Here is a 20,120-nt window from a genome sequence, read left to right as displayed (position 1 = left end):
TCTCTTAAACTTAAAAAATGATATATATAGGAAGTATTGATATAATCAAAGTTCCGAAACAAATACAAGTTGTATATTATTACTTTCCAATACAGGTATAATCTCGGAAATTGCTTCTGCTGTGATCTGCCCACCTTCTGTTCCAACATGCCCGATTGCAATTGCTTTGCCATTTTTTAAAGCTATATCTCCAGCCTTCCGCAGTTGCTCAATTATATAAGATTTTGGTTTTTTACCATCTAAAAAAACATCTCTATCATGACAAATAATACCTATTTTATCGGCTAGTTTTTTTGCAATTGGATGATCTTCCGATCGACTGTCTACAAAAAACATATTTTTCTCTTTGATAATATCCAATATACTTGATACTACATGTTTTTCATTTCCTGCTTTAGAGCCCATATGAATATTAGCTCCCACCGCATACGGTACATCCTCAAGAGCATCTAATGTAACCTGCTTTATTTCATTAACTTGCATATTTGCTAATATTGGTTTAGGCCCAACCCATTTTAAAGGAGCACTGTTTGCTTCTAGCGGAAGGTGAACAATAACTTCATATCCTTTTGTATGTGCATTTAAAGCATCTGTTTTCGTATATGTAAGAAAAGGCATTACAGCAAATGTTAGATGTTTGTTTATTGACATCATCTCATCAACACCTTTACGATTTTGCCCGAAATCATCAATTATAATTGCTAATTTAGCTTTTTGAATTAGTGAATTGGAGTTACCATGACCAATAGAATTAACAGATCTAGAAAGTTCTTGCTTTCGAGAATTATTTGCCATAAAATTGCAGATAAATGCAATACCGAAAACTGTAATAATTGCAAGTATAAGAAATATTGAAAAAGCTCTTTTTGTAACGATTATTAATATGCTGAATTTGTTCATTGTATATAATCTCACTTTCTATAAATTATTTTTTATTCAAGCTTTATAAACTTATGGGCTAAATACCCTTTCATCTATTTTTAAGCAAGTACAGGGTATCAATTTTTTATGGATCATGAATTGTTTTCTTTTTATCGTCTATAACCATGCTATTTAAAGCTTCCTGTACAGTTTTAATCTTACGGGAGGTGTCTAAATTTATATACTTTTCCAGTAAATTGTTGATTGAAGCTCCTCCATCAATTCCACCATGTCCGGGATCTATAACGATAACTCTGTTATGGGGGGGCATTGAATGAATCTGTTTTAATATTAGAAAGTTTAAAATAGCTAATAGACAGTATAAATATCGTTGAAAACATAATCAAAGCTGATTTGAGAAAAACTTTTTTACTAAAAGTTTTTATTTTAATTTTCACATTTGATTCCTTGACTTTTATAACTATATATATTTTATTCTTTGAAATTTAAAATATGATGATACTAAGTATAGCGAGAGCATTCCATTTAAAATATTTATTTTTAAACCGGAATAATAAGTTAGTGCATTATTGAATATATATTTGATAGTAATCCGATGGGAGTGAACAAAAAATGCAATATGATGATTTGAAGCAATCCAACAATTACGGCAAGATTGCAGGGAGGTATTTGTGAATGAGTTTTAAATATAAATTGAAGAGAATATTATTATTAGGTATTTCTTTAGTAATGATAGCAATGGTATTAGGAGGATGTTCAAAATTTTCAGATACAGGAGCATATTCCGAGTTCAAGGGAAACATTAGTTTTGATAATGAGATAACCGGAAGGCTCTCTGAGGATTTTGGCTATGAAATTAAGGATTTACAAAGTAATTTGTCAGTAAAAGAAGATATTAAGCCGCTTAATAACAAAACCCTTGGGTGGGGAATTTTGAGAAGCCCTGATAATAAACCGCCAAAGGCAGACCCTGGAGCACCTGAGCTGCTTTCTAAATATGGAGGTTTCTACCTGGGAGATACGAGCAAAAAGGAAGTATACCTGACATTTGACGAGGGTTATGAAAATGGCTATACTCCAAAAATTCTTGATGTTTTAAGAGATAATAATGTAAAAGCTGTATTTTTTATTACCGGGCCTTATTTAAAAGGTCATCAGGACCTTGTTACGAGGATGGTGGAAGAAGGTCACGAAGTGGGAAATCATACTATAAATCATCCTAGTTTGCCGGAAGTTGATGACAAAAGGATTGAGGAGGAAATATTAGGACTTGATAAGATTTTCAATGAAATATTTGGGAAGCATATGACTTATTTAAGACCTCCAAAGGGTGAATTCAGCGAAAGAACTCTTTCAATAAGTCAAAGACTTGGTTATACAAACCTTTTTTGGAGCTTTGCTTATGAGGATTGGCACAGGGATAGGGTAAGAGGCCCTGATTATGCAAAAAATATAGTAATGAGAAATATTCATAATGGTGCAATAATATTATTGCATGCTGTGTCAAAGGATAATGCAGAAGCACTTGACAGTATTATAAAAAGTGCTAGAGAGAATGGTTATGAATTTGGAAATATAAATAATTTATGTAAAAAGGCACCTTAGCTGTCACAATCAATACAATGACCATTTCTTTCAATATTATATAAAACTTAATAGGCAAACTAATACAATAATTCCCGGATGTATGATCAGATTTTGCCCACTTCCAGGAGGCAAAATTATATCTAACTTATCCAGGAATATTTTTTTACCCTTCTCACTCTTAACAATAGCCTTGAATGAAGTATTTAGGTCCGGATTACAAGGGGTAGTGTTTATTGGCTTATATAAGGCGGTCTGCCAAGTTGAAGCTTTACTTTCGACGAAATTTGACTTATAATTTTCATATGGACTAGCAGAAGTTTTTTGGAGGTCATCATAATGTATAAAAAAGTAATAATGGGTAATGAAGCCATTGCCCTTGGTGCAATAAAAGCAGGTGTCAATTTTGTTTCAGGGTATCCTGGAACCCCTTCCACCGAAGTCCTTGAGAGTATTGCAGAAAACAATCCAGGAGAAATTTATGTAGAATGGTCGGTAAATGAAAAGGTTGCATTGGAGGTGGCTGCCGGAGCTGCTTATGCAGGTGCAAGATCACTTGTTACCATGAAGCAGGTTGGTTTGAATGTAGCTTCAGATCCTCTGATGAGCCTTTCATATATTGGAATAAAAGGAGGCATGGTTGTCCTTGTAGCGGATGACCCAGGTCCTTTTTCTTCCCAGACAGAGCAGGACACAAGGCACTTTGCCCGTTTTTCCAACTTGCCGGTTTTTGATCCCTCATCCCCTGAAGAGGCGTTCGAGATGATACAATCGGCCTTTGAGCATTCTGAACAGGTAGGACTTCCTGTGTTTTTCAGGCCTACCACCAGGATATGCCATTCCTGTAGCACTCTTGAGATTCCTGAACTGTCCGAAAGACACAAGCCGGAGGGATTTGTAAAAGATCCACGATGGGTAATATTCCCCAGTCTTTCTTATAGAAAACATGTCCAACTTGAAGAATTGCAAACTAAGATAAGTGATATTTTTTCAGATTTCCCTTATAACAAATTAACAGGAAGCGGAAATAAGGGTATTGCTGCTTCTGGTATTGCCTACGCATATGTTAAGGATGTTCTTACATCATTAGATAAGGATATAAAGCTTATGAAGATAGGCACTCCCTATCCGTTTCCTAAGAAGCTAGGGATAGAATTCATTGACGGACTTGATGAGATACTGATCTTTGAAGAGCTGGATCCAGTTATAGAAGAAAGTTTTCTTGAGCTAAAGGCGTTAAACGAATATAAAATTGGGGTACTGGGTAAAAAGACAGGACATCTCCCCTATGCCGGTGAATACAGCTACGAGCTTGTCAAGGGTGCTGTGTCAAAGTTTCTGGGAATTGATACTGAGGTTAAAAAACCCCTTCCTACTCCTGAGCTTCCTGTAAGACCACCTGTTTTATGTGCAGGGTGTCCTCACAGAGCTTCCTTCTATGCTGTCAAAACCGCTTTGAAAAATCAAAAGGCTGTTTTTTCAGGTGATATAGGTTGCTATACCCTTGGAAATGCAAAGCCTCTTGATATGGTTGATACATGCCTTTGCATGGGAGCCGGTATTACAATTGCTCAAGGCTTGCAAAGAATTGAACCGGATGTAAAGCATATTGCTTTTATTGGAGACTCCACATTCTTTCACACAGGAATTCCTGGAATAATAAATGCAGTTTACAACAACACCGATATTACCGTAGTAATTTTAGATAACAGTACCACTGCCATGACAGGTAATCAGCCCCACCCAGGAACAGGTAAAACCATGATGAAAAATATTTCGGAAAAGATTGATATTTACAGTATGGTTAAGGCTTGCGGAGTAAAGCAGATTTCAAAAGCCAACCCTTTAAATCAAAAAGAGGCTGTTGATGCAGTTAAGGAAAATATTTCCTATAACGGTCCTTCTGTAGTGATTTTTGAAGCCCCATGTATTGCATTGCAAAAGCAGACCAACATACAGGCTGTGAATGAGTCATGCAATTTATGTAAAAAGTGCATCCGTGAGATAGGCTGTCCCGGAATGAGTATCATAGAAGGCAAGGTCGTAATAGAACAGTCCTTATGCTATGGATGTACACTTTGCTCCCAGATATGTTCCGCAGATGCTATAGGAGGTGCTGAAAAATGAAATTTGATATATTAATTGCCGGAGTCGGAGGTCAGGGAACGGTCCTTGCATCAAGGCTCCTTGCAGCTTCAGCCATAAAGGCAGGTTATTTTGCTCGAACCTCTGAGACAATCGGTATGGCTCAAAGAGGAGGCTGTGTTGTCAGCCATGTAAGGATTGGAGATGAAAACTTAAGCCCTGTAATTCCCTTTGGTGAAGCAGATTTGTTAATAGGCTTTGAGCCGGCAGAAGCGGCCAGAAGTATTGCAAGGCTAAGTCCTGAAGGCAAATGTGTTGTTAATACACGAATAATCAAACCTGTTACAGCTTCATTAAATACCGTTTCTTACGAGGTTGAACCAATTTTGGAGTTCATTAATAAAAATTCATCTCATAGGATATTGGTTGACGGATATGATTTAGCCCAAAAATCAGGCTCTGTTAAAGCGTTGAATACGGTACTTCTTGGGGTAGCTGCAGCTGCAGGCTTCCTTCCATTTTCCAAGGAGGATCTTTTAAATACAATAGGTGAAAATGTTTCTCCAAAGTATGTAGAGCTCAATGAAAAGGCCTTCAATATTGGAGCGTCATTTGTATAAATATACAAGTATATTATTGAAATAATAGAATAGGAGAGTCAGATAAGATGAGAAGAGAACAGTTTGAGTCGTTTAAAGAGCTCTTGGAAAGGCTTTCGGAAAACAGTCCTTTCTATAAAAACAAGTTTAAAACAACCGAAGTAAGTATAGATGACATAAAGTCACCGGAAGATATCAGCGAGTTGCCTTTTACTACCAAAGATGAGTTAAGAGATGCTTATCCATTAGGGCTTCAAGCTGTCCCAGATGAGGAAGTTGTCAGAATCCATTCTTCCTCGGGTACCACGGGTAAGCCTGTCATAATACCATATACAAGAAAAGATATTGAAGATTGGTCAGTAATGATGGCAAGATGCTTTCAGCTTGCGGGGATTACTCCTTTGGACAGGGTGCAAATAACTCCAGGCTACGGACTTTGGACTGCGGGAATAGGTTTTCAGGCAGGAGTTGAGAAAGTAGGTGCCATGGCTGTTCCAATGGGCCCTGGGAACACTGAAAAGCAACTTCAAATGATGATGGATTTAAAATCAACAGTTTTTGTTGCTACATCCTCCTACGCACTTGTGTTGGCAGAAGAAGTTGAAAAAAGAGGAATACGCCCCCAAATTCACCTGAAAAAAGGTGTTATAGGTTCCGAACGCTGGGGGGAAAAAATGCGAAGCAGGATAAAAAATGAGCTTGATATAGACATTTATGACATTTACGGTCTTACAGAGATCTATGGACCCGGAATTTCATTAGACTGTGATTGTCACACAGGACTTCACTATTGGGATGATTTTCTCTATTTTGAGATAATTGATCCTGTTACATGCAAGCCCCTTAAAGAAGGAGAATACGGTGAGCTTGTCATAACCACTTTGAAAAAAGAGGGGGCTCCCCTTTTAAGATACAGAACCCGTGATCTTACCAGACTTATACCCGGAGAGTGTCCCTGCGGTTCCCCCTATCCAAGGCATGATGTGATCATTGGAAGGACAGATGATATGGTTAAGGTTAAGGGGGTAAACATCTATCCCGGCCAAATAGATGAACTCCTTAGGGATATTGAGGGAGCGAGCAGTGAATACCAAGTGATGATAAGACACATAAACGGCAAGGATGAAATGACCCTGAGGGTTGAAAAAGAGAAAGATTCTCAAAATAACAACTTAAGGGATATAATTATCGATCGTTTTAAGAAAAAAGTAGGAATACATATAGAAGCCGAAGTTTTAGATATTGGTGAACTGCCAAGAAGTGAAAAGAAGAGTGCAAGGATTTTGGATTGCAGATACCAGTAAACAGTTATCAATAGCCATTTGGCTTTATTGGTCGCAGGATTGACTTTAAGCTAATTACATGTTAATATAATGTTAGATGAGTTGAGAAGAGAATAGATTTTTTAGACGAGACGAGATGAGCCTGAAAAGTGTAATTGACTAGCAATTGACATAGCCAGGTTAATCCAGGGCTATGTTTTATTTATGTTAAGGACACAAAATCCCAAAGTAATTTGCAAAAGTTGTTCTCTATACTCAACCTTCAATATATTTTCTGGAGGTTGTTTTTTTATGGAAACTGCTATTAAAAGACAGGTTGTCAAAAAAGGTTTAAGTGCGACAGACGTTGTCCTTGTTGCCGTATTACTTGCTGCAGGTGCAGTATTAAGGCTTTTTACACCGCCTATTTTCGGTATCACACCCAATTTTATAATCGGAATGTACTGTATGGCAATATTCCTCATCAGACCCAAATTTATTGAAGTTATATTTATAGGCCTTGTGGCTGCTGCGGTATGCCACTTTACAACCAAATCAATGATTCCCTATATCAACTTTATCAGTGAGCCTGTGGCAGCATTGGTGGTATTTACTATGATGAAGCTTCCGTTTAAAGCTATGGTCAATAAAGTTTCCTTCAAGCCTGCGATTATTGCCTTCTTTGGTACATTGACCAGCGGTTTGGTTTATGTTTCGATTTTGAAATTCCTCATACTGTTTGTAGAGACGCCAAAGAATCCTGCCTTGATGGGATTACTTACCGTTGTAATTGTTACGGCAATTGCAAACACAGTCATAGCACAGCTTATCTATTATCCTGTTAAAATCGCTACCGGAAAGAAGGATTTGGAATGATCAATATAAAAGGTTTGTCCTTTCTCTATAACGATACCAAGGAACCAGCTCTTAACAACATTAATATAGACATTTCTGAAGGTGAGTTTGTGGGTATTGCCGGTCCTACCGGTGCCGGTAAGTCAACCCTTACATTATGCTTGAACGGAGTTATCCCCCACTTCCTCCATGGCGACTTTTACGGTGAAGTTAAAGTGGACGGCAAGGATACAGTTGAAAAAGATTGTGCCCAGATTGCTTATTCGGTGGGAAGTGTTTTCCAGGACCCGGAAGCTCAGATAGTATCAACCTGTGTTGAAGATGAAATAGCTTTTGGACTTGAGAACCTCAACATTCCCAGAATAGAAATTGCTTCAAGGATAAAAGAAAGCCTGGAAATGACAGGTATATCGGATTTGCGGAATTATTCCACCTCACAGCTTTCTGGCGGTCAGAAACAAAGAGTTGCTATTGCTTCAGCCATCGCACTTCGCCCGAAGATACTTGTGCTTGATGAACCCACATCCGAATTGGATCCCAAGGGCAGCCTTGATATATTCAACACCTTAAAAAAGCTGAACATGGAATACAACATTACCATAGTTGTTGTTGAGCAAAAGATTCAGCTTCTTTCAGAATACTGCTCAAGGATTGTTATTATGGAAAAAGGAAATATCCTTTTAGACGGTCCTACAAGGTCTGTGCTTGCCGATCAGGAGACATTGCAGCGGATTGGGGTCAGTTCCCCACCTGTTACAAGACTTGCATACATGCTGAAGAAAGCAGGATTATACCAGGGCGATTTTCCTATAAATGTGGAGGAAGCACATCTGATGGTGAGCAAGGTTTTATCAATGTAAAAAGCATTGGTTTAAAAGGTTAATCGTTTTTCATCAATAAAAAGGCGGTAAATATATGATCAGAATAAATAATTTAAGTTATCAGTATAAAAACGGTAACAAAGTTCTTAAAAATTTGAATATCAATATAAAAAGCGGTGAGTTTACAGCACTAATAGGCCAAAACGGTGCCGGGAAAACAACCCTTTTAAAAAACCTGAATGGCCTTTTAAAGCCTACAGAAGGTAATATATCAATATGCGGGCTGGATACCTCCAAAACTAAAACCAGCGTTTTGGCTAAAAAAATCGGTTTCCTGTTTCAAAATCCTGATCATCAGATTTTCTGTTCCTCAGTTTATGATGAGATAGCTTTCGGCTTGAAAAATCTAGGCAAAACACTTGGCGAAATAGAAGGGCTGGTGTATAATGCTGCAAAAAAAGTAGGCATGGAGCTGTGCCTAAAACACGATCCATTCTCTTTAAGCAAGGGACAGCGTCAAAGGGTTGCACTTGCATCGGTGCTGGCTATGGAAACCGACATACTTGTCCTTGACGAGCCTACTACAGGCCAAGATTACAGTGAAGGGCTGGAAATTATGGAAATTGTAAAGGAGCTAAATAAAAAAGGTAAAACCATTGTTATGGTTACACATGATATGGAGCTGGTGGCTCAATATGCCAACAGAGTTATTGTGCTTATGAAAGGAACTGTTTTGGAGGACGGAGCTACCGAAGAGGTGCTCAGCAAGGAAGAAAGCCTGGCACTTTCAAACCTTAAGCCACCTCAGGCATATCTGCTGGCAAAGAAGTTTCAAAAGAAGGGATTCTTTAAGAATACCTATACCGTGGAAGAAATGTTTAACGAGATTATTTCATATATAAGGGGTGAACAAAATGCCTGCAATGATTGAATATATTCAAAAAGACTCTTTTATACACAGACTCCACCCTATTACAAAAATTTTATGGACATTTGCAGTGCTTATCACAAGCTTTCTTTTCAGTAGTCCCTTTCCAATACTGATTATTCTGCTTTCCAATATATTGGTAGCTGTTGCAAGCGGAATAATAAAGCAGGTATTGCCTGTAATAAAGGCTTTGTTTTTATTTTCACTTCTATTGATACTCTTTCAGATATTCTTTGTATCTGACGGTAAAACATTGCTTTATGCCATACCTTTTCTAAACATCGGAAGGATTACTGATGTAGGACTCAGCTTAAGCCTTGTAATGTCTTTCAGGATGGTAGCTACAGTGTCAACAATTCCCATACTTATGATGACAACTCCCATGACAGACCTAGTTGTGGTCCTTGTAGAAAAGCTCAAAATACCTTTCAAATATGCGTTTATGTTTATAACTGCATTAAGGTTTATACCAACGCTTATGGGAGAAATTGAGCAAATAATGCAGGCTCAGATGTCCAGGGGTTACAATTCCGACACTAAAAACCCTTTTAAAAAGATGATAATTGTAATTCCACTAGCAATACCTTTATTGGTTTCATCCATTAAAAAGACGGAAAAGATGGCAATATCCATGGAAGCAAGAGGATTTGCATCAGGTCCAAGGTCCTACTACAGGAAGATTGTAATGAGAAAAGCGGATTTTGCCGTACTTGTCACTTTTGCTGCTGCAATAGTTTTAATTGTAATGTTATAAGTTAATAGATTTGCAAAATAATATAAAGCTTGTTCTAAAACGCTGCATTTATATCTTTGACTCTCCTCCCTCCCCCAGGATGCTCCATACAATCCAAGTGATATGGCAGCTATTGTCAAAAGTCCTATCAATATTTGCTTCAAAATGAGTTGCTAAAAGAGAAGTCTCTTATAGTAGAAGAACAAAAGAAACAACTTCAAGAAGAGCTAGATGATCAAAAACTTCTGCAAAGTATAAGCGTTGAGTTCCTTTGTGAAGGCAACACTCAAGCACTCTACGAAAGGATTATTGATACTGCAATGCGAATCATGCACTCAGATTATGCCAGTATGCAAATGTTTTATACTAAATGTGGGGAAAGCGGTAAGCTTCGTCTATTAGCCTATCGTGATTTCAATCCTGAAGCTGCAAGGCTCTCTGGGAATGGGTCTACCCCTTTATTTCTTGCTGAAATCATTTGTGACAAAACCGACAAGCCTGCTGATTACCTTTACCTGGATGCTAATCCGGCGTTGGAAAAGGTCATTGGCTTAAAGAATGAACAGATTGTAGGGGAAACCATGCAAGAGACTTTATATATTCCAAACTCGTGGATAGATTCTTTTGCTAAGGTGGCTCTAACACGTGAATCTACAGCTTTTGAAGGCTTCTCTGATGGATTGGACAGGCATTTTGCAATTAGTACTTTTTCCCCAAAGCAAGGCCAGGTTGCTTGCCTTATTCAAGATATAACTGAACATAAACACCATTAACGGTCATAAATGCTGCACTACAATCCATTGAATCTATTTATGGACATGAAGTGACATGCAATGTAAAAAACATTTGCAAAGAATTCGGACAAATTCATTTAGACAGATCCGACTTGTAAATAATCTTCTAGATATATCAAGGTATAACGCTGGTCAGTTTAAATGTAATAAAAAAAATTTGGATATTGTGTTTCTCACAAGTGCTATTACAAAATCAGTTGATCTATACGCAAAACAAGAAGGTGTTAGTTTAAAGTTCTCTTCTGATTCAGAGTGTGAGGAAATAGCTTGATGAAGAAAAATATGAGAGAATAATGCTAAATCTGTTATGAAATGCAATTAAGTTTACACCAAAAGGAAAGTCAATATATATTAATATCTCTTGTAAATAAGGCTTCTATAATCATAAAAGACGAAGGTATAGGAATAATCAAAGAAAAAGAAAAGCTCATATTTGAACGCTTTGGGCCAGCTAGACAGTTCGTTATCAAGGCAGGCAGTTGCAATAGAATTTTCCGATATATATTTAAAATAATATATAGTTTTAATAATTTTTTGCTTTCCCTTATTAAAAAAAAATAATATGTCGAATAATTTAGTATTAACCAATACCAACCAATAATGAGGAGGAAAAATTATGAGGGAAAGTAAAAAAGCCATAGTACTTCTGACAATAATTATGTTAATTCTTCAGTCTTCCATTTTTGTATATACTGAGGAAAATACAGCTGAAACCAAGATAACCCAGGCTTTTTCAGATGTTGACAGCAGTAATTGGGCTTATGAAGCTATTTCATGGATGGTAGACCAAAAAATACTTGCAGGCTACAATGACGGTACTTTTAAACCTGCTAAAACAATTTCGAGGGCTGAATTTGCAAAGATTATGGTGTTAACACTCGATCTTCCATTAAAAAACGCTGCTGAGCCCACATTTGTAGACATATCAAAAGACAGCTGGGAGTACGAATATGTGGAAACTGCAAAATATTACCTTACCGGTTTCAGAACATCAAAAGGAGATTATTTTAAATCAAATAACGAAGCAGTCAGAGAAGATATGGCAGTTGCACTGGTTAAGGCACTTAAGCTAACAGGTGAAATTGTGGATGAAAAGGTTTTAAACGCATTCAATGACAGCAGCAGCATCTCCCCCGCTCTTAAAAAATATGTTGCGATTGCTTTAAAAAACGGAATAATGAAGGGTAATCCAGTAGAAAACAGTGATCAAAAAGCATTCAGACCGCTGAACCCGCTTACTAGAGCTGAAGCTGCAGTTCTTTTATATAATATAGTCAAAGAAAAGAAAATTACATATGATGACTCAGAACCCGATGATGAAAATAATAGCAAGCAGCAAGAACCTGAGATGAGCCAAATAGAAACTGTAACGGCACACAAGAAGCCAGTTGTAACAGGCAAGGTTGACGGAAGCAGGATAATGTTAAGCTGGACACCGGCTGATAGTAATGGATTTACCTATTATAAAGTTGTTGTTTCAAAAAGCAATCCATATCCTAGATACCCTCAGGACGGTTATATGTTTGTGATAAGTGACAGGAATAAAACTTCACAGTCAATAGATGTGTCAAACGGATACAACGGCGGTGATTTTGGCGGAAAGCTTGCGGCAGGGCAAAAATACTACTTTAGTGTAACCAGTATATATTCGGATGAAAAAGTGGCCGGAAATGCTGTATACCTTACTGTTCCCAAAAAGGAAACTGAAACCTATAAAGAGTATTCACACATTAAACCCATTGTGAAATCAAGTGTCGCTAATGGCAAGATTACTTTAAAGTGGCAGCCTACTTATGCCTCTGATTTTTCCTACTATAAGGTTGTAATTTCAAAAAGCAATTCTGCCCCTAAATATCCCGAAGACGGCTATATGGCTTATATTACAGATAAGGACTGTACATCTTATACAATAGACGTTTCGAAAGAATACAGCGGAGGTGACTTTGGAGGTTATCTTGAACCGGGTAAAAAGTATTATTTTAGCGTAACCAATGTATACGGAAGTGAAAAAATTGCCGGCAACGCACTGTATTTGGAGGTGCCAAGATAATTTAAAGCAGTAAACTTTTAATGATTTCGTATCCCCCCAATTCATAAGGATTGGGGGGATAACAGTTTTGCGGCTATTGAATTGTAATTTCCTTTGTTTTGTCATTCCAACTGACATTCTTACCTGTAGCTTCAGCTACAAATCTTAATGGGACCATTATTCTTTCACTAACAACTAATGGAGTTTGGTCTAAATTAACTGCTTTGAAATTCACAATCTTTAAACTTGGATCATTTTTAGGAAGCCTATCTATGTAGTTAGTATAATAATTAAGTCTGGTTTCCGGTGTTGATGCATCAGCATTGTAATTATCCCAATAAGATACTGCACAAGCTTCTGATTTTTGCAAAAATACACCTTCCATTAAATTCCTGCCCATTTCTTGTTTATAAGTTGCTTTAATCAATGTTACTATTTCATTTTTTGAATTATAATAACATTCATAGCCCAAATTTTCAGCAATGAATCTTAATGCAACAAGAGTTCTGTTTGATTTTTTGTCTACATATGGAGCAACATCAAGTGGTTTGTTTACACCATTTACAATAGATTCAGTTTCACCAATACGTAAAATAATTTTGTTTTCAATAGAACTACCGTTTACATAATATGCAAAATTCATGGTTGATACCATAATTGCAATTAATATCATTGATATAAATTTTTTCACAAAGACCAACTCGCTTTCTTAAAACAAATTAATATCCAGAGTGCCTGTCGAATCTGACAGAACTCCACAGAGTAGCTTTTATATTACACCTTTTTGAGTTAATAGCGGTTTTAAAATTCACCAATATATATTATTTAAAAATAGCTTTTTATTCTATAGTACACTACAAATTTTCACATGTAAAAGGAAAGTTGTTAGTTATACCAGGAAATGTTTTGCGTGGAGTGAAACAAAAATTTTTTTAGAACCATTGGAACCATTGGACCTATGCTATTAGAACTATATGACTATATTAATGGTTTACATAATGTGTTATGATCTATAGTATAAGTTTCAATCTACTTCGGAATAAATATCTTTCATTTTACACTTTTTTCTTTCTCAAAATTAAAACTTTAGGATTAAAAAATTAATTTACAGGAGATGGTTAAATTATGAACAAGCTTTGCATTAAAAAAGATTGGATTTGTATGATTATTGCTTTCATGATGGTTTTTACGTCCTTGGTTAATATCTCGTTTGCTGCAAAACCTCAAAAGGATACGGTAGTTCCTTCTTCGCCGACAAACTTGAGAGCTGTAACTGTAAATGATAAATCAATATCGTTGGCATGGAATCCTTCAAAAGATAATAATATGGTGTCTTCCTACTATGTATATATAAATGGTAAATACATAGGAGCTTCTTCATCAACTACATATACAGTTAGTGAGTTAAGTCCTGCAACCACATACGAGTTCTATGTGAAAGCCATAGATGCTGCAGGTAACCTTTCGAACTCAAGCAATATCATTAGAATAACAACTATAAACGCAAGTACACCAACGCCAACATCAACACCAACATCAACACCAACATCAACACCAACATCAACACCAACATCAACACCAGTACCTACTTCTAACCCTACCCCTGTTCCATCTCCTGGCAATACCAACAAGGTAGTTGGATATTATGCAGCATGGGCAGCGTATAGTGGTTTTACTCCAGACAAAATTGATGCAAGCAAGCTGACACATATCAATTATGCCTTTGCAAATATTGGTAATGATCTTAAAATCGCTCTAGGCTATCCGGACATAGATCCAGCTAATTTCACCAAATTAAACACACTTAAAACATTGAACCCCAACTTAAAAACATTGATTGCTGTTGGAGGATGGTCATGGTCCGGAAAATTTTCAGATGTAGCTCTCACTGAAGCATCAAGGGCTGCGTTTGCAGATAGCTGTGTTGATTTTATACTAAAATATGGATTTGACGGTATTGATCTTGATTGGGAGTATCCTGTGGGCGGTGGTATGGCTTCCAATGTAAAGAGGCCTGAAGATAAGCAAAACTTTACCCTTTTATTAAAAACACTCCGTAATAAACTTGATGCTCAAAAAGCACTGAATGGAAAACATTATTTGCTTACTATTGCAGGCGGTGCAGGAAGCTTTTATGTCAGCAATACTGAATTAGGAATTCTTCACCAGTACCTGGACTTTGCAAGCATTATGACCTATGATCTTCACGGGACATGGGATACCTACAGTGACTTTAATGCACCTCTATACAATAACAGTGATAACTCTCCCCAATATAAAATAAGTGTTGATACAGCTATTAAAGGATGGTTAAATGCAGGATTTCCTAAAGGAAAATTGGTTATGGGCATTCCTTTCTATGGTTACAGGTACGATGCGGTTAACAATACTAACAATGGATTGTACCAGCTTTACTCAGGCGGAGCGTCTTTAAGTTATGCAAGTATAGCATCAAAATATTTAAATGCACCAGGGTTTGTACGCTATTACCAATCACAGTCGATGGTACCTTGGCTTTTTAATGGTACAACCTTTATAAGCTATGATGATGAACATTCAATAGGTGCGAAGGCTCAATACATAAAGACTAACGGGTTGGCTGGCGGCATGGTTTGGGAACTAAGCCAGGACCCCAATAGAGTGCTTTTAAATTCATTGTACAATGTCCTCAAGTAGGAAATTATTAATATTAAATAACAAAAAGCGGATGACAAGCTATCATTCGCTTTTTGTTATTGTCTAGGGATTATAGTTTATTAAAATAATTTTACTTTTGAAGCATTTCATACATTGTTTTGGCAAATAACGCCCCCATATCCAGCATCCCTTGAGTTTTATAATGCATTCCATCGGTATCGAGATCCTTTGTATCAAAAATCCCGACATAGGGAACTTTTTTCGATACATTTATTTCGCCCTGGCGTACTGTCTCATTATATGGCCAGCTGCTTGAATCGTCAATCATTGCGATTATAAAAGGCATGTTGGGTACGTTTAGTTCTTTACGAACATCATTTATAAATGCTGTAAGGTTTCCTTCATAATCACTGGCTATGTTTGGTGCACATGCATCGGATTCACCTTGCATCCAGCACATTCCTGCAATTTCATATTGAGTTCCGGGACTTAATGCTGCAAGTGCTTTTTTGGTATTTGTGATAAAGCTGGTGTACAATTTTCCCGTTGTACCACCGGCACTTGGCGGACGCCAGTCTCCGCTCAATGATGTTCCTGACCATCCTTCCTTAATCAATAGAATTTTACTGTCAGGTAATAGTCTGGCCATATCCCTTCCAAAGATCAATTCAGGTCCAAAACAACCTGAACCGCCGCCGTAACCTATCTTTAATGTGCCCCAGCTTCCTCCAAAACCATTGTCTACTGTGCCTGAGGCATATATTTTTACACCCTCTATAGGCTCTTTATATTCAGGAGTTAATTCATGATTCATACCTATCCCGGCCATGTTGGATTGACCTGCGAGAAGGAAAACTTTATATGGTGCACCCGAGGGCTTGGGCGTTGCAGATGGAGAAGTTGAAGGAACAGGTATATTTACTACCGGATAGCTGGTATCTACTTTATTAAAATTCTTTGCTATTATCACTATATCAGCCATATTTATACTGCCGTCCTTGTTGAGATCAAGATCAGCAGAGTATTTGCCGTCATCTGATATTGAATTGAATTTCTTAGCTATTTCTATAACGTCAGCCATGTTTATGGTATTATCCTGCTGACCGTTTACAGGAACATCTCCAGCCCAAAGTGCTATTGGAGCTGCGGAAGAACCGATAACTATATTGCCTGTAAGCTTTATACCTGAGATTGTTCTCGTTAGAAAGCCTGTTTTTGATATCTTAAGAACATACTGGCTTTCAGGAATGTTATTAATCTCAAAGTACCCGTTGGAATCAGTAGAAGCCTTATAGCTTGTACCATCAATAATGACAGAAATTGCTGAGTTTAAGCTTGAAGAAGATGAGCTTGAAAAATCCGGCTGAATGTATCCTGAGATTTTGTAGGAACCTGCTGCATAGACGTTCACAATGTTTTGTAAAAACACTGTTCCAATGATTAATGCCAAAGTAAAGATTACTAGGCAACTGAGGTTCTTTCTTTTTGAACTGCACATAAATATTCCCCCTGAAAATAAAATTATATATTTATAAAATAAAAATATAGATAATCAAATGTAAATTTAGTTTTATAAAGCGGTCTTTTATAAAACTTTACAGGCGATTATCTATATTTTATCAAACTTGAATATGCGTTTCAAACAAAACATGGAAAAACTCAAATGTCAACCTGCCATCCTGAATTTTACTACATTGAAAGGTTATCAATGCCTAATATTTACCGAACTCGTTTTCGCTCAATATAATTTTTGCTTTAACACCGCAACCTCCGGTTTTTTTTCTATTCTGATTCATTATTTCTCCATTAGATTTCTTTATATTTAAATCATCATCTGGCATCTCAAATGCATAAGGGTTTTGATATTCAAATGCGTTTTCCTGCATATTCCCCTTCTTAAGCTTGAATTTTCCAACCATTTCTTTAAGTGAATCAGCTTGGCTGGATAATTGTTCGCTTGCTGCAGCACTTTCTTCAGATGTAGCTGAATTGATCTGAGTAACCTGGGATACTTGTGTTATTCCTCTGTTTATCTGTGTAATACCTGTTGCCTGCTCGTTTGAAGCCTTGGCAATTTGTCCCACCAACTCAGCAGCCTTGGTTACACCCTCCACAATACTATTTAATGCAGCCGCAGTATCGTTTGCAATTTTGGTACCGTCTTCCACTTTTTTTATTGTCCCCTCTATAAGGACAGTTGTCTCTTTTGCTGCGTTTGCAGATCTTCCCGCCAGATTCCTAACCTCTTCTGCCACCACAGCAAACCCCTTTCCGTGCTGACCCGCTCTTGCCGCTTCTACAGCAGCGTTTAGTGCAAGTATATTGGTTTGGAATGCAATTTCATCTATAACTTTTATGATTTTTGAAATATTGCTTGATGCCTCATTTATTCCATCCATAGATTGAACCATACCCCTCATTTGGCTATTTCCCTGAATAGCATTTTCTTTTACCGAAAGTGCCAAGTCATTTGCCTGGTTTGCACTTACTGCGTTTTGTTTTGTCTGTGCTGAGATCTCTTCTAAAGAAGCAGTAAGTTCCTGGATAGAGCTTGCCTGCTCTGTAGAACCTTGGGATAATGCCTGTGCGGAATCGGATACTTGTTTTGAGCCTGAAGCTACCTGTCTAGCTGCGTCATTTATTTCATTTAGAACATGGCTTAAAGTCATCTGTACATAATTTATTGCACTTACAAGCTCATGAAAGGAACCTTTGTAGTCCCCCGAAATATCATTCGTGTAGTCGTTCTGAGCCATTTTAGAGAGCACCTTAAGAGCAGAATTAAGAGGTGCAGCAATAGCGTTAAGGGTATTGTTAACCCCTGCAATTATGGTTTTATATCCACCTTCAAATTTTGATTCATCACCACGAATATCAAGGTTACCTTCTGAAGCAGCATTTGTAATATGTTCAACCTCATTCATAAGGTCCTGTATGGATTGCATCATTTCTATAAAAGAGGGCACAAGCTTATCATTTTCAGAATACTTACCGATTTTGATGAATTCATCCAACCTGCTTATATCTCCTTTTGACACTCTGATTGCAATATCCTGTACGCTCACAAGGCGGCTTTTCACAAGGTTTATTTTTTCAGAAAACTCTTTAAGCATTCCCTGATATTTTCCATTCATTTCAAGGGAGTAATCATTTACAGCCATGTTACCAAGGACTATTGATGCTTCATTTATAGGTTCTATAACAGCATCCAACGTGTCATTTATTCCTTTAACAATCTCAGAATATCCACCTTTAAGCTTGCTATGGTTTCCTCTAACCGACAGATCACCCTGAACAGCTGCTTTAGAAAGTATACTTGTTTCATTTATGAGATCCTTTAAAGTGTTTACAACCTGCTTCATACTTCCTGCAAGAATATCTTTTTCCGATCTTTGGTTTATTACTATATCAAGATTTCCCTCTGCTATTTTATGTGCATTTTCCGATTGCTCTTTTGTGTTGTCCACTATATTGGCGAAGGAAGCCATAAGAATTCCGATTTCGTCCTTACTGTCAGATTTTATGCTTACATCTGTATCACCAACAGCTAATTTATCGGATATCCTTACAAGTCTTCGAATAGGGTTAGTAATAAGAAACCTTGAAATAAGCAAACTTGAACCAATACCAAGCAGTATAAAAATGAAGGTAACAACAACAATTTTTGTTCTCAGATCATACAGGCCAGCATAAAACTCGTCCCTTGGAGCCGTTAAACCGATTGACCACTCTGAATTTGGTATGGGTGCAAAGGCCATAAATTTATCTATCCCGCCGTAAAAGTATTCGCCAAAGCCTTTTTCACCATTAATCATTCTTCTTTCAAGATCAACAAGGGATTTAAGATTGGGATCTTTATTTATATTCTCGAAATCATTATCCTGGTTTACAACAAGCTCATTTTTAACATGTGCTACTTTTATTCCTTTCTTGTTTATAGCAAAGGCGTATCCCTCATTACCTATTTTGATTTTGTCAATTATTTTACTAAATACTGTATTTTCATGAGTTGCAACCAGTACCCCTATAATTTTTCCACTCATATCTTTTATAGGCGTGGCTATTACAATAACCATTTTGTTATCAATTTTACTGTGTGTCGGATCTGTTATGTTTGTAGTACCTTGTAAAGCTTTTTTAAAATAGTCCATATCAGAGAGATCAGGAGTACTTCCATCTGTAAAGTTAGCCTTACCGTTTAGGTCGGTTACTCCCATCCTTAAGCATCCCATTCTTTTTACTGAATCCATGAGTAAATTTTTTTGTAATGCCCAGTCCATTGATTGTATTTCAGTAGTATATGAAACACCTTCAACATCCTTTAACAAAGTTTTAACCTCAGAGGCAACAATTTCGGCTCCATCGGAGGCATTGCTCTTAAGGTTGGTTTCCAAAGCGTTGTGCAAGGTTTTTGAAGAACTGGAATAAGAAATAACCCCAATTGTGATAAAAGCGATAAGCATAATAAATGTTACAGCAAGTGTTATTTTTGTACCGATTTTCATGTTTCTAATAAAATACATAGAATGTGCCTCCTGTTATTTACATAATTAATTGCCAAACAATTATATATATAAATATCGGATAAATTATAAATAAACTGAATAATAGATAATGCCCATTATTTCCTTGGAATTAAAAATATAAAGTAAGGCAAAATAAGTTTGAACTCTATATTGATGGGGAGGTTGTTACTATGAAGATGCGTGAAGGATTGATACCTACTGTACTTGGAACAGTTGTAACAGCAACCGGGCTATCGTTAAAACCAATGGCAGCAAGAAAAATGGCTTCAAAGAAAATGGCCTCAAATATTGCATGGGGAGTTGCAGGATTTGGTTTAGCCCATGTGGTTTTAGGAGCCATAGATCTTATTGAACACCGTAACCGGCACTAAGAGTTGACATAATA

General features: G+C 37.0%; 17 protein-coding genes. 12 read left to right on the top strand and 5 right to left on the bottom strand.

Going from position 1 to position 20,120, the window contains the following annotated elements:
* Positions 1 to 45 precede the first annotated feature (45 nt).
* Both VIO64_RS17395 and VIO64_RS17390 read right to left on the bottom strand, forming a co-directional pair.
* The gene (locus VIO64_RS17395; RefSeq protein ID WP_331920565.1) at positions 46 to 900 is read right to left on the bottom strand and encodes a divergent polysaccharide deacetylase family protein; all 855 of its coding nucleotides are present in this window, start codon (positions 898 to 900) and stop codon (positions 46 to 48) included.
* A 106-nt stretch (positions 901 to 1,006) separates the two neighbouring features.
* The gene (locus VIO64_RS17390) at positions 1,007 to 1,192 is read right to left on the bottom strand and encodes an N-acetylmuramoyl-L-alanine amidase (protein ID WP_414705306.1); all 186 of its coding nucleotides are present in this window, start codon (positions 1,190 to 1,192) and stop codon (positions 1,007 to 1,009) included.
* Between the two features lie 365 nt (positions 1,193 to 1,557).
* Between VIO64_RS17390 and pdaA the strand changes: the two genes are divergently transcribed.
* From pdaA to VIO64_RS17340, 10 genes are all read left to right on the top strand, one after another.
* On the top strand, positions 1,558 to 2,487 hold the full coding sequence (gene pdaA, locus VIO64_RS17385) for a delta-lactam-biosynthetic de-N-acetylase (protein ID WP_414705305.1): 930 nt from the start codon (positions 1,558 to 1,560) through the stop codon (positions 2,485 to 2,487).
* Between the two features lie 318 nt (positions 2,488 to 2,805).
* Positions 2,806 to 4,593, top strand: a complete 1,788-nt coding sequence (gene iorA / locus VIO64_RS17380; RefSeq protein ID WP_331920563.1) for an indolepyruvate ferredoxin oxidoreductase subunit alpha — start codon at positions 2,806 to 2,808, stop codon at positions 4,591 to 4,593.
* On the top strand, positions 4,590 to 5,171 hold the full coding sequence (locus VIO64_RS17375; protein WP_331920561.1) for an indolepyruvate oxidoreductase subunit beta: 582 nt from the start codon (positions 4,590 to 4,592) through the stop codon (positions 5,169 to 5,171). Before iorA ends, VIO64_RS17375 begins: the two co-directional genes overlap by 4 nt.
* Positions 5,172 to 5,218: 47 nt before the next feature.
* Positions 5,219 to 6,454 carry a phenylacetate--CoA ligase gene (locus VIO64_RS17370; RefSeq protein WP_331920559.1) on the top strand — a complete coding sequence of 412 codons (1,236 nt, stop codon included), beginning with the start codon at positions 5,219 to 5,221 and terminating at the stop codon, positions 6,452 to 6,454.
* A 270-nt stretch (positions 6,455 to 6,724) separates the two neighbouring features.
* A complete protein-coding gene (locus VIO64_RS17365) occupies positions 6,725 to 7,288 on the top strand; it encodes a tryptophan transporter (RefSeq protein WP_331920557.1) in 564 nt (187 codons plus the stop codon).
* Positions 7,285 to 8,127 carry an energy-coupling factor ABC transporter ATP-binding protein gene (locus VIO64_RS17360; protein WP_331920555.1) on the top strand — a complete coding sequence of 281 codons (843 nt, stop codon included), beginning with the start codon at positions 7,285 to 7,287 and terminating at the stop codon, positions 8,125 to 8,127. Before VIO64_RS17365 ends, VIO64_RS17360 begins: the two co-directional genes overlap by 4 nt.
* 55 nt (positions 8,128 to 8,182) lie before the next feature.
* Positions 8,183 to 9,019 carry an ABC transporter ATP-binding protein gene (locus tag VIO64_RS17355; RefSeq protein ID WP_331920553.1) on the top strand — a complete coding sequence of 279 codons (837 nt, stop codon included), beginning with the start codon at positions 8,183 to 8,185 and terminating at the stop codon, positions 9,017 to 9,019.
* On the top strand, positions 9,003 to 9,770 hold the full coding sequence (locus tag VIO64_RS17350) for an energy-coupling factor transporter transmembrane component T (RefSeq protein WP_331920551.1): 768 nt from the start codon (positions 9,003 to 9,005) through the stop codon (positions 9,768 to 9,770). Before VIO64_RS17355 ends, VIO64_RS17350 begins: the two co-directional genes overlap by 17 nt.
* A gap of 134 nt (positions 9,771 to 9,904) precedes the next feature.
* Positions 9,905 to 10,522, top strand: coding sequence for a hypothetical protein (locus tag VIO64_RS17345; protein ID WP_331920549.1), 618 nt, complete (start codon positions 9,905 to 9,907; stop codon positions 10,520 to 10,522).
* A gap of 637 nt (positions 10,523 to 11,159) precedes the next feature.
* Positions 11,160 to 12,593, top strand: coding sequence for an S-layer homology domain-containing protein (locus VIO64_RS17340; protein ID WP_331920547.1), 1,434 nt, complete (start codon positions 11,160 to 11,162; stop codon positions 12,591 to 12,593).
* Positions 12,594 to 12,666: 73 nt separating this feature from the next.
* Here the strand turns inward: VIO64_RS17340 and VIO64_RS17335 are convergent, their stop codons facing one another.
* Positions 12,667 to 13,263 carry a copper amine oxidase N-terminal domain-containing protein gene (locus VIO64_RS17335; protein WP_331920545.1) on the bottom strand — a complete coding sequence of 199 codons (597 nt, stop codon included), beginning with the start codon at positions 13,261 to 13,263 and terminating at the stop codon, positions 12,667 to 12,669.
* A 434-nt stretch (positions 13,264 to 13,697) separates the two neighbouring features.
* On the opposite strand from VIO64_RS17335, the gene VIO64_RS17330 reads away from it, so the two are divergent.
* The gene (locus VIO64_RS17330; protein WP_331920543.1) at positions 13,698 to 15,248 is read left to right on the top strand and encodes a glycosyl hydrolase family 18 protein; all 1,551 of its coding nucleotides are present in this window, start codon (positions 13,698 to 13,700) and stop codon (positions 15,246 to 15,248) included.
* Between the two features lie 91 nt (positions 15,249 to 15,339).
* On the opposite strand, the gene VIO64_RS17325 is transcribed toward VIO64_RS17330, so the two are convergent.
* Entirely contained in the window at positions 15,340 to 16,707 is a 1,368-nt protein-coding gene (locus VIO64_RS17325; RefSeq protein ID WP_331920541.1) for a sialate O-acetylesterase, read from the bottom strand.
* Positions 16,708 to 16,921: 214 nt separating this feature from the next.
* Positions 16,922 to 19,732, bottom strand: a complete 2,811-nt coding sequence (locus VIO64_RS17320) for a methyl-accepting chemotaxis protein (protein WP_331920539.1) — start codon at positions 19,730 to 19,732, stop codon at positions 16,922 to 16,924.
* A gap of 173 nt (positions 19,733 to 19,905) precedes the next feature.
* Here VIO64_RS17320 and VIO64_RS17315 point away from each other — a divergent pair, with 173 nt between their 5' ends.
* Positions 19,906 to 20,106, top strand: coding sequence for an asparagine synthase (locus tag VIO64_RS17315; protein WP_331920537.1), 201 nt, complete (start codon positions 19,906 to 19,908; stop codon positions 20,104 to 20,106).
* Positions 20,107 to 20,120 lie beyond the last annotated feature (14 nt).

The sequence above is a fragment of the Pseudobacteroides sp. genome (assembly GCF_036567765.1).
Taxonomy (GTDB): domain Bacteria; phylum Bacillota; class Clostridia; order Acetivibrionales; family DSM-2933; genus Pseudobacteroides.
This window is presented reverse-complemented; position numbering and strand designations above follow the sequence as displayed.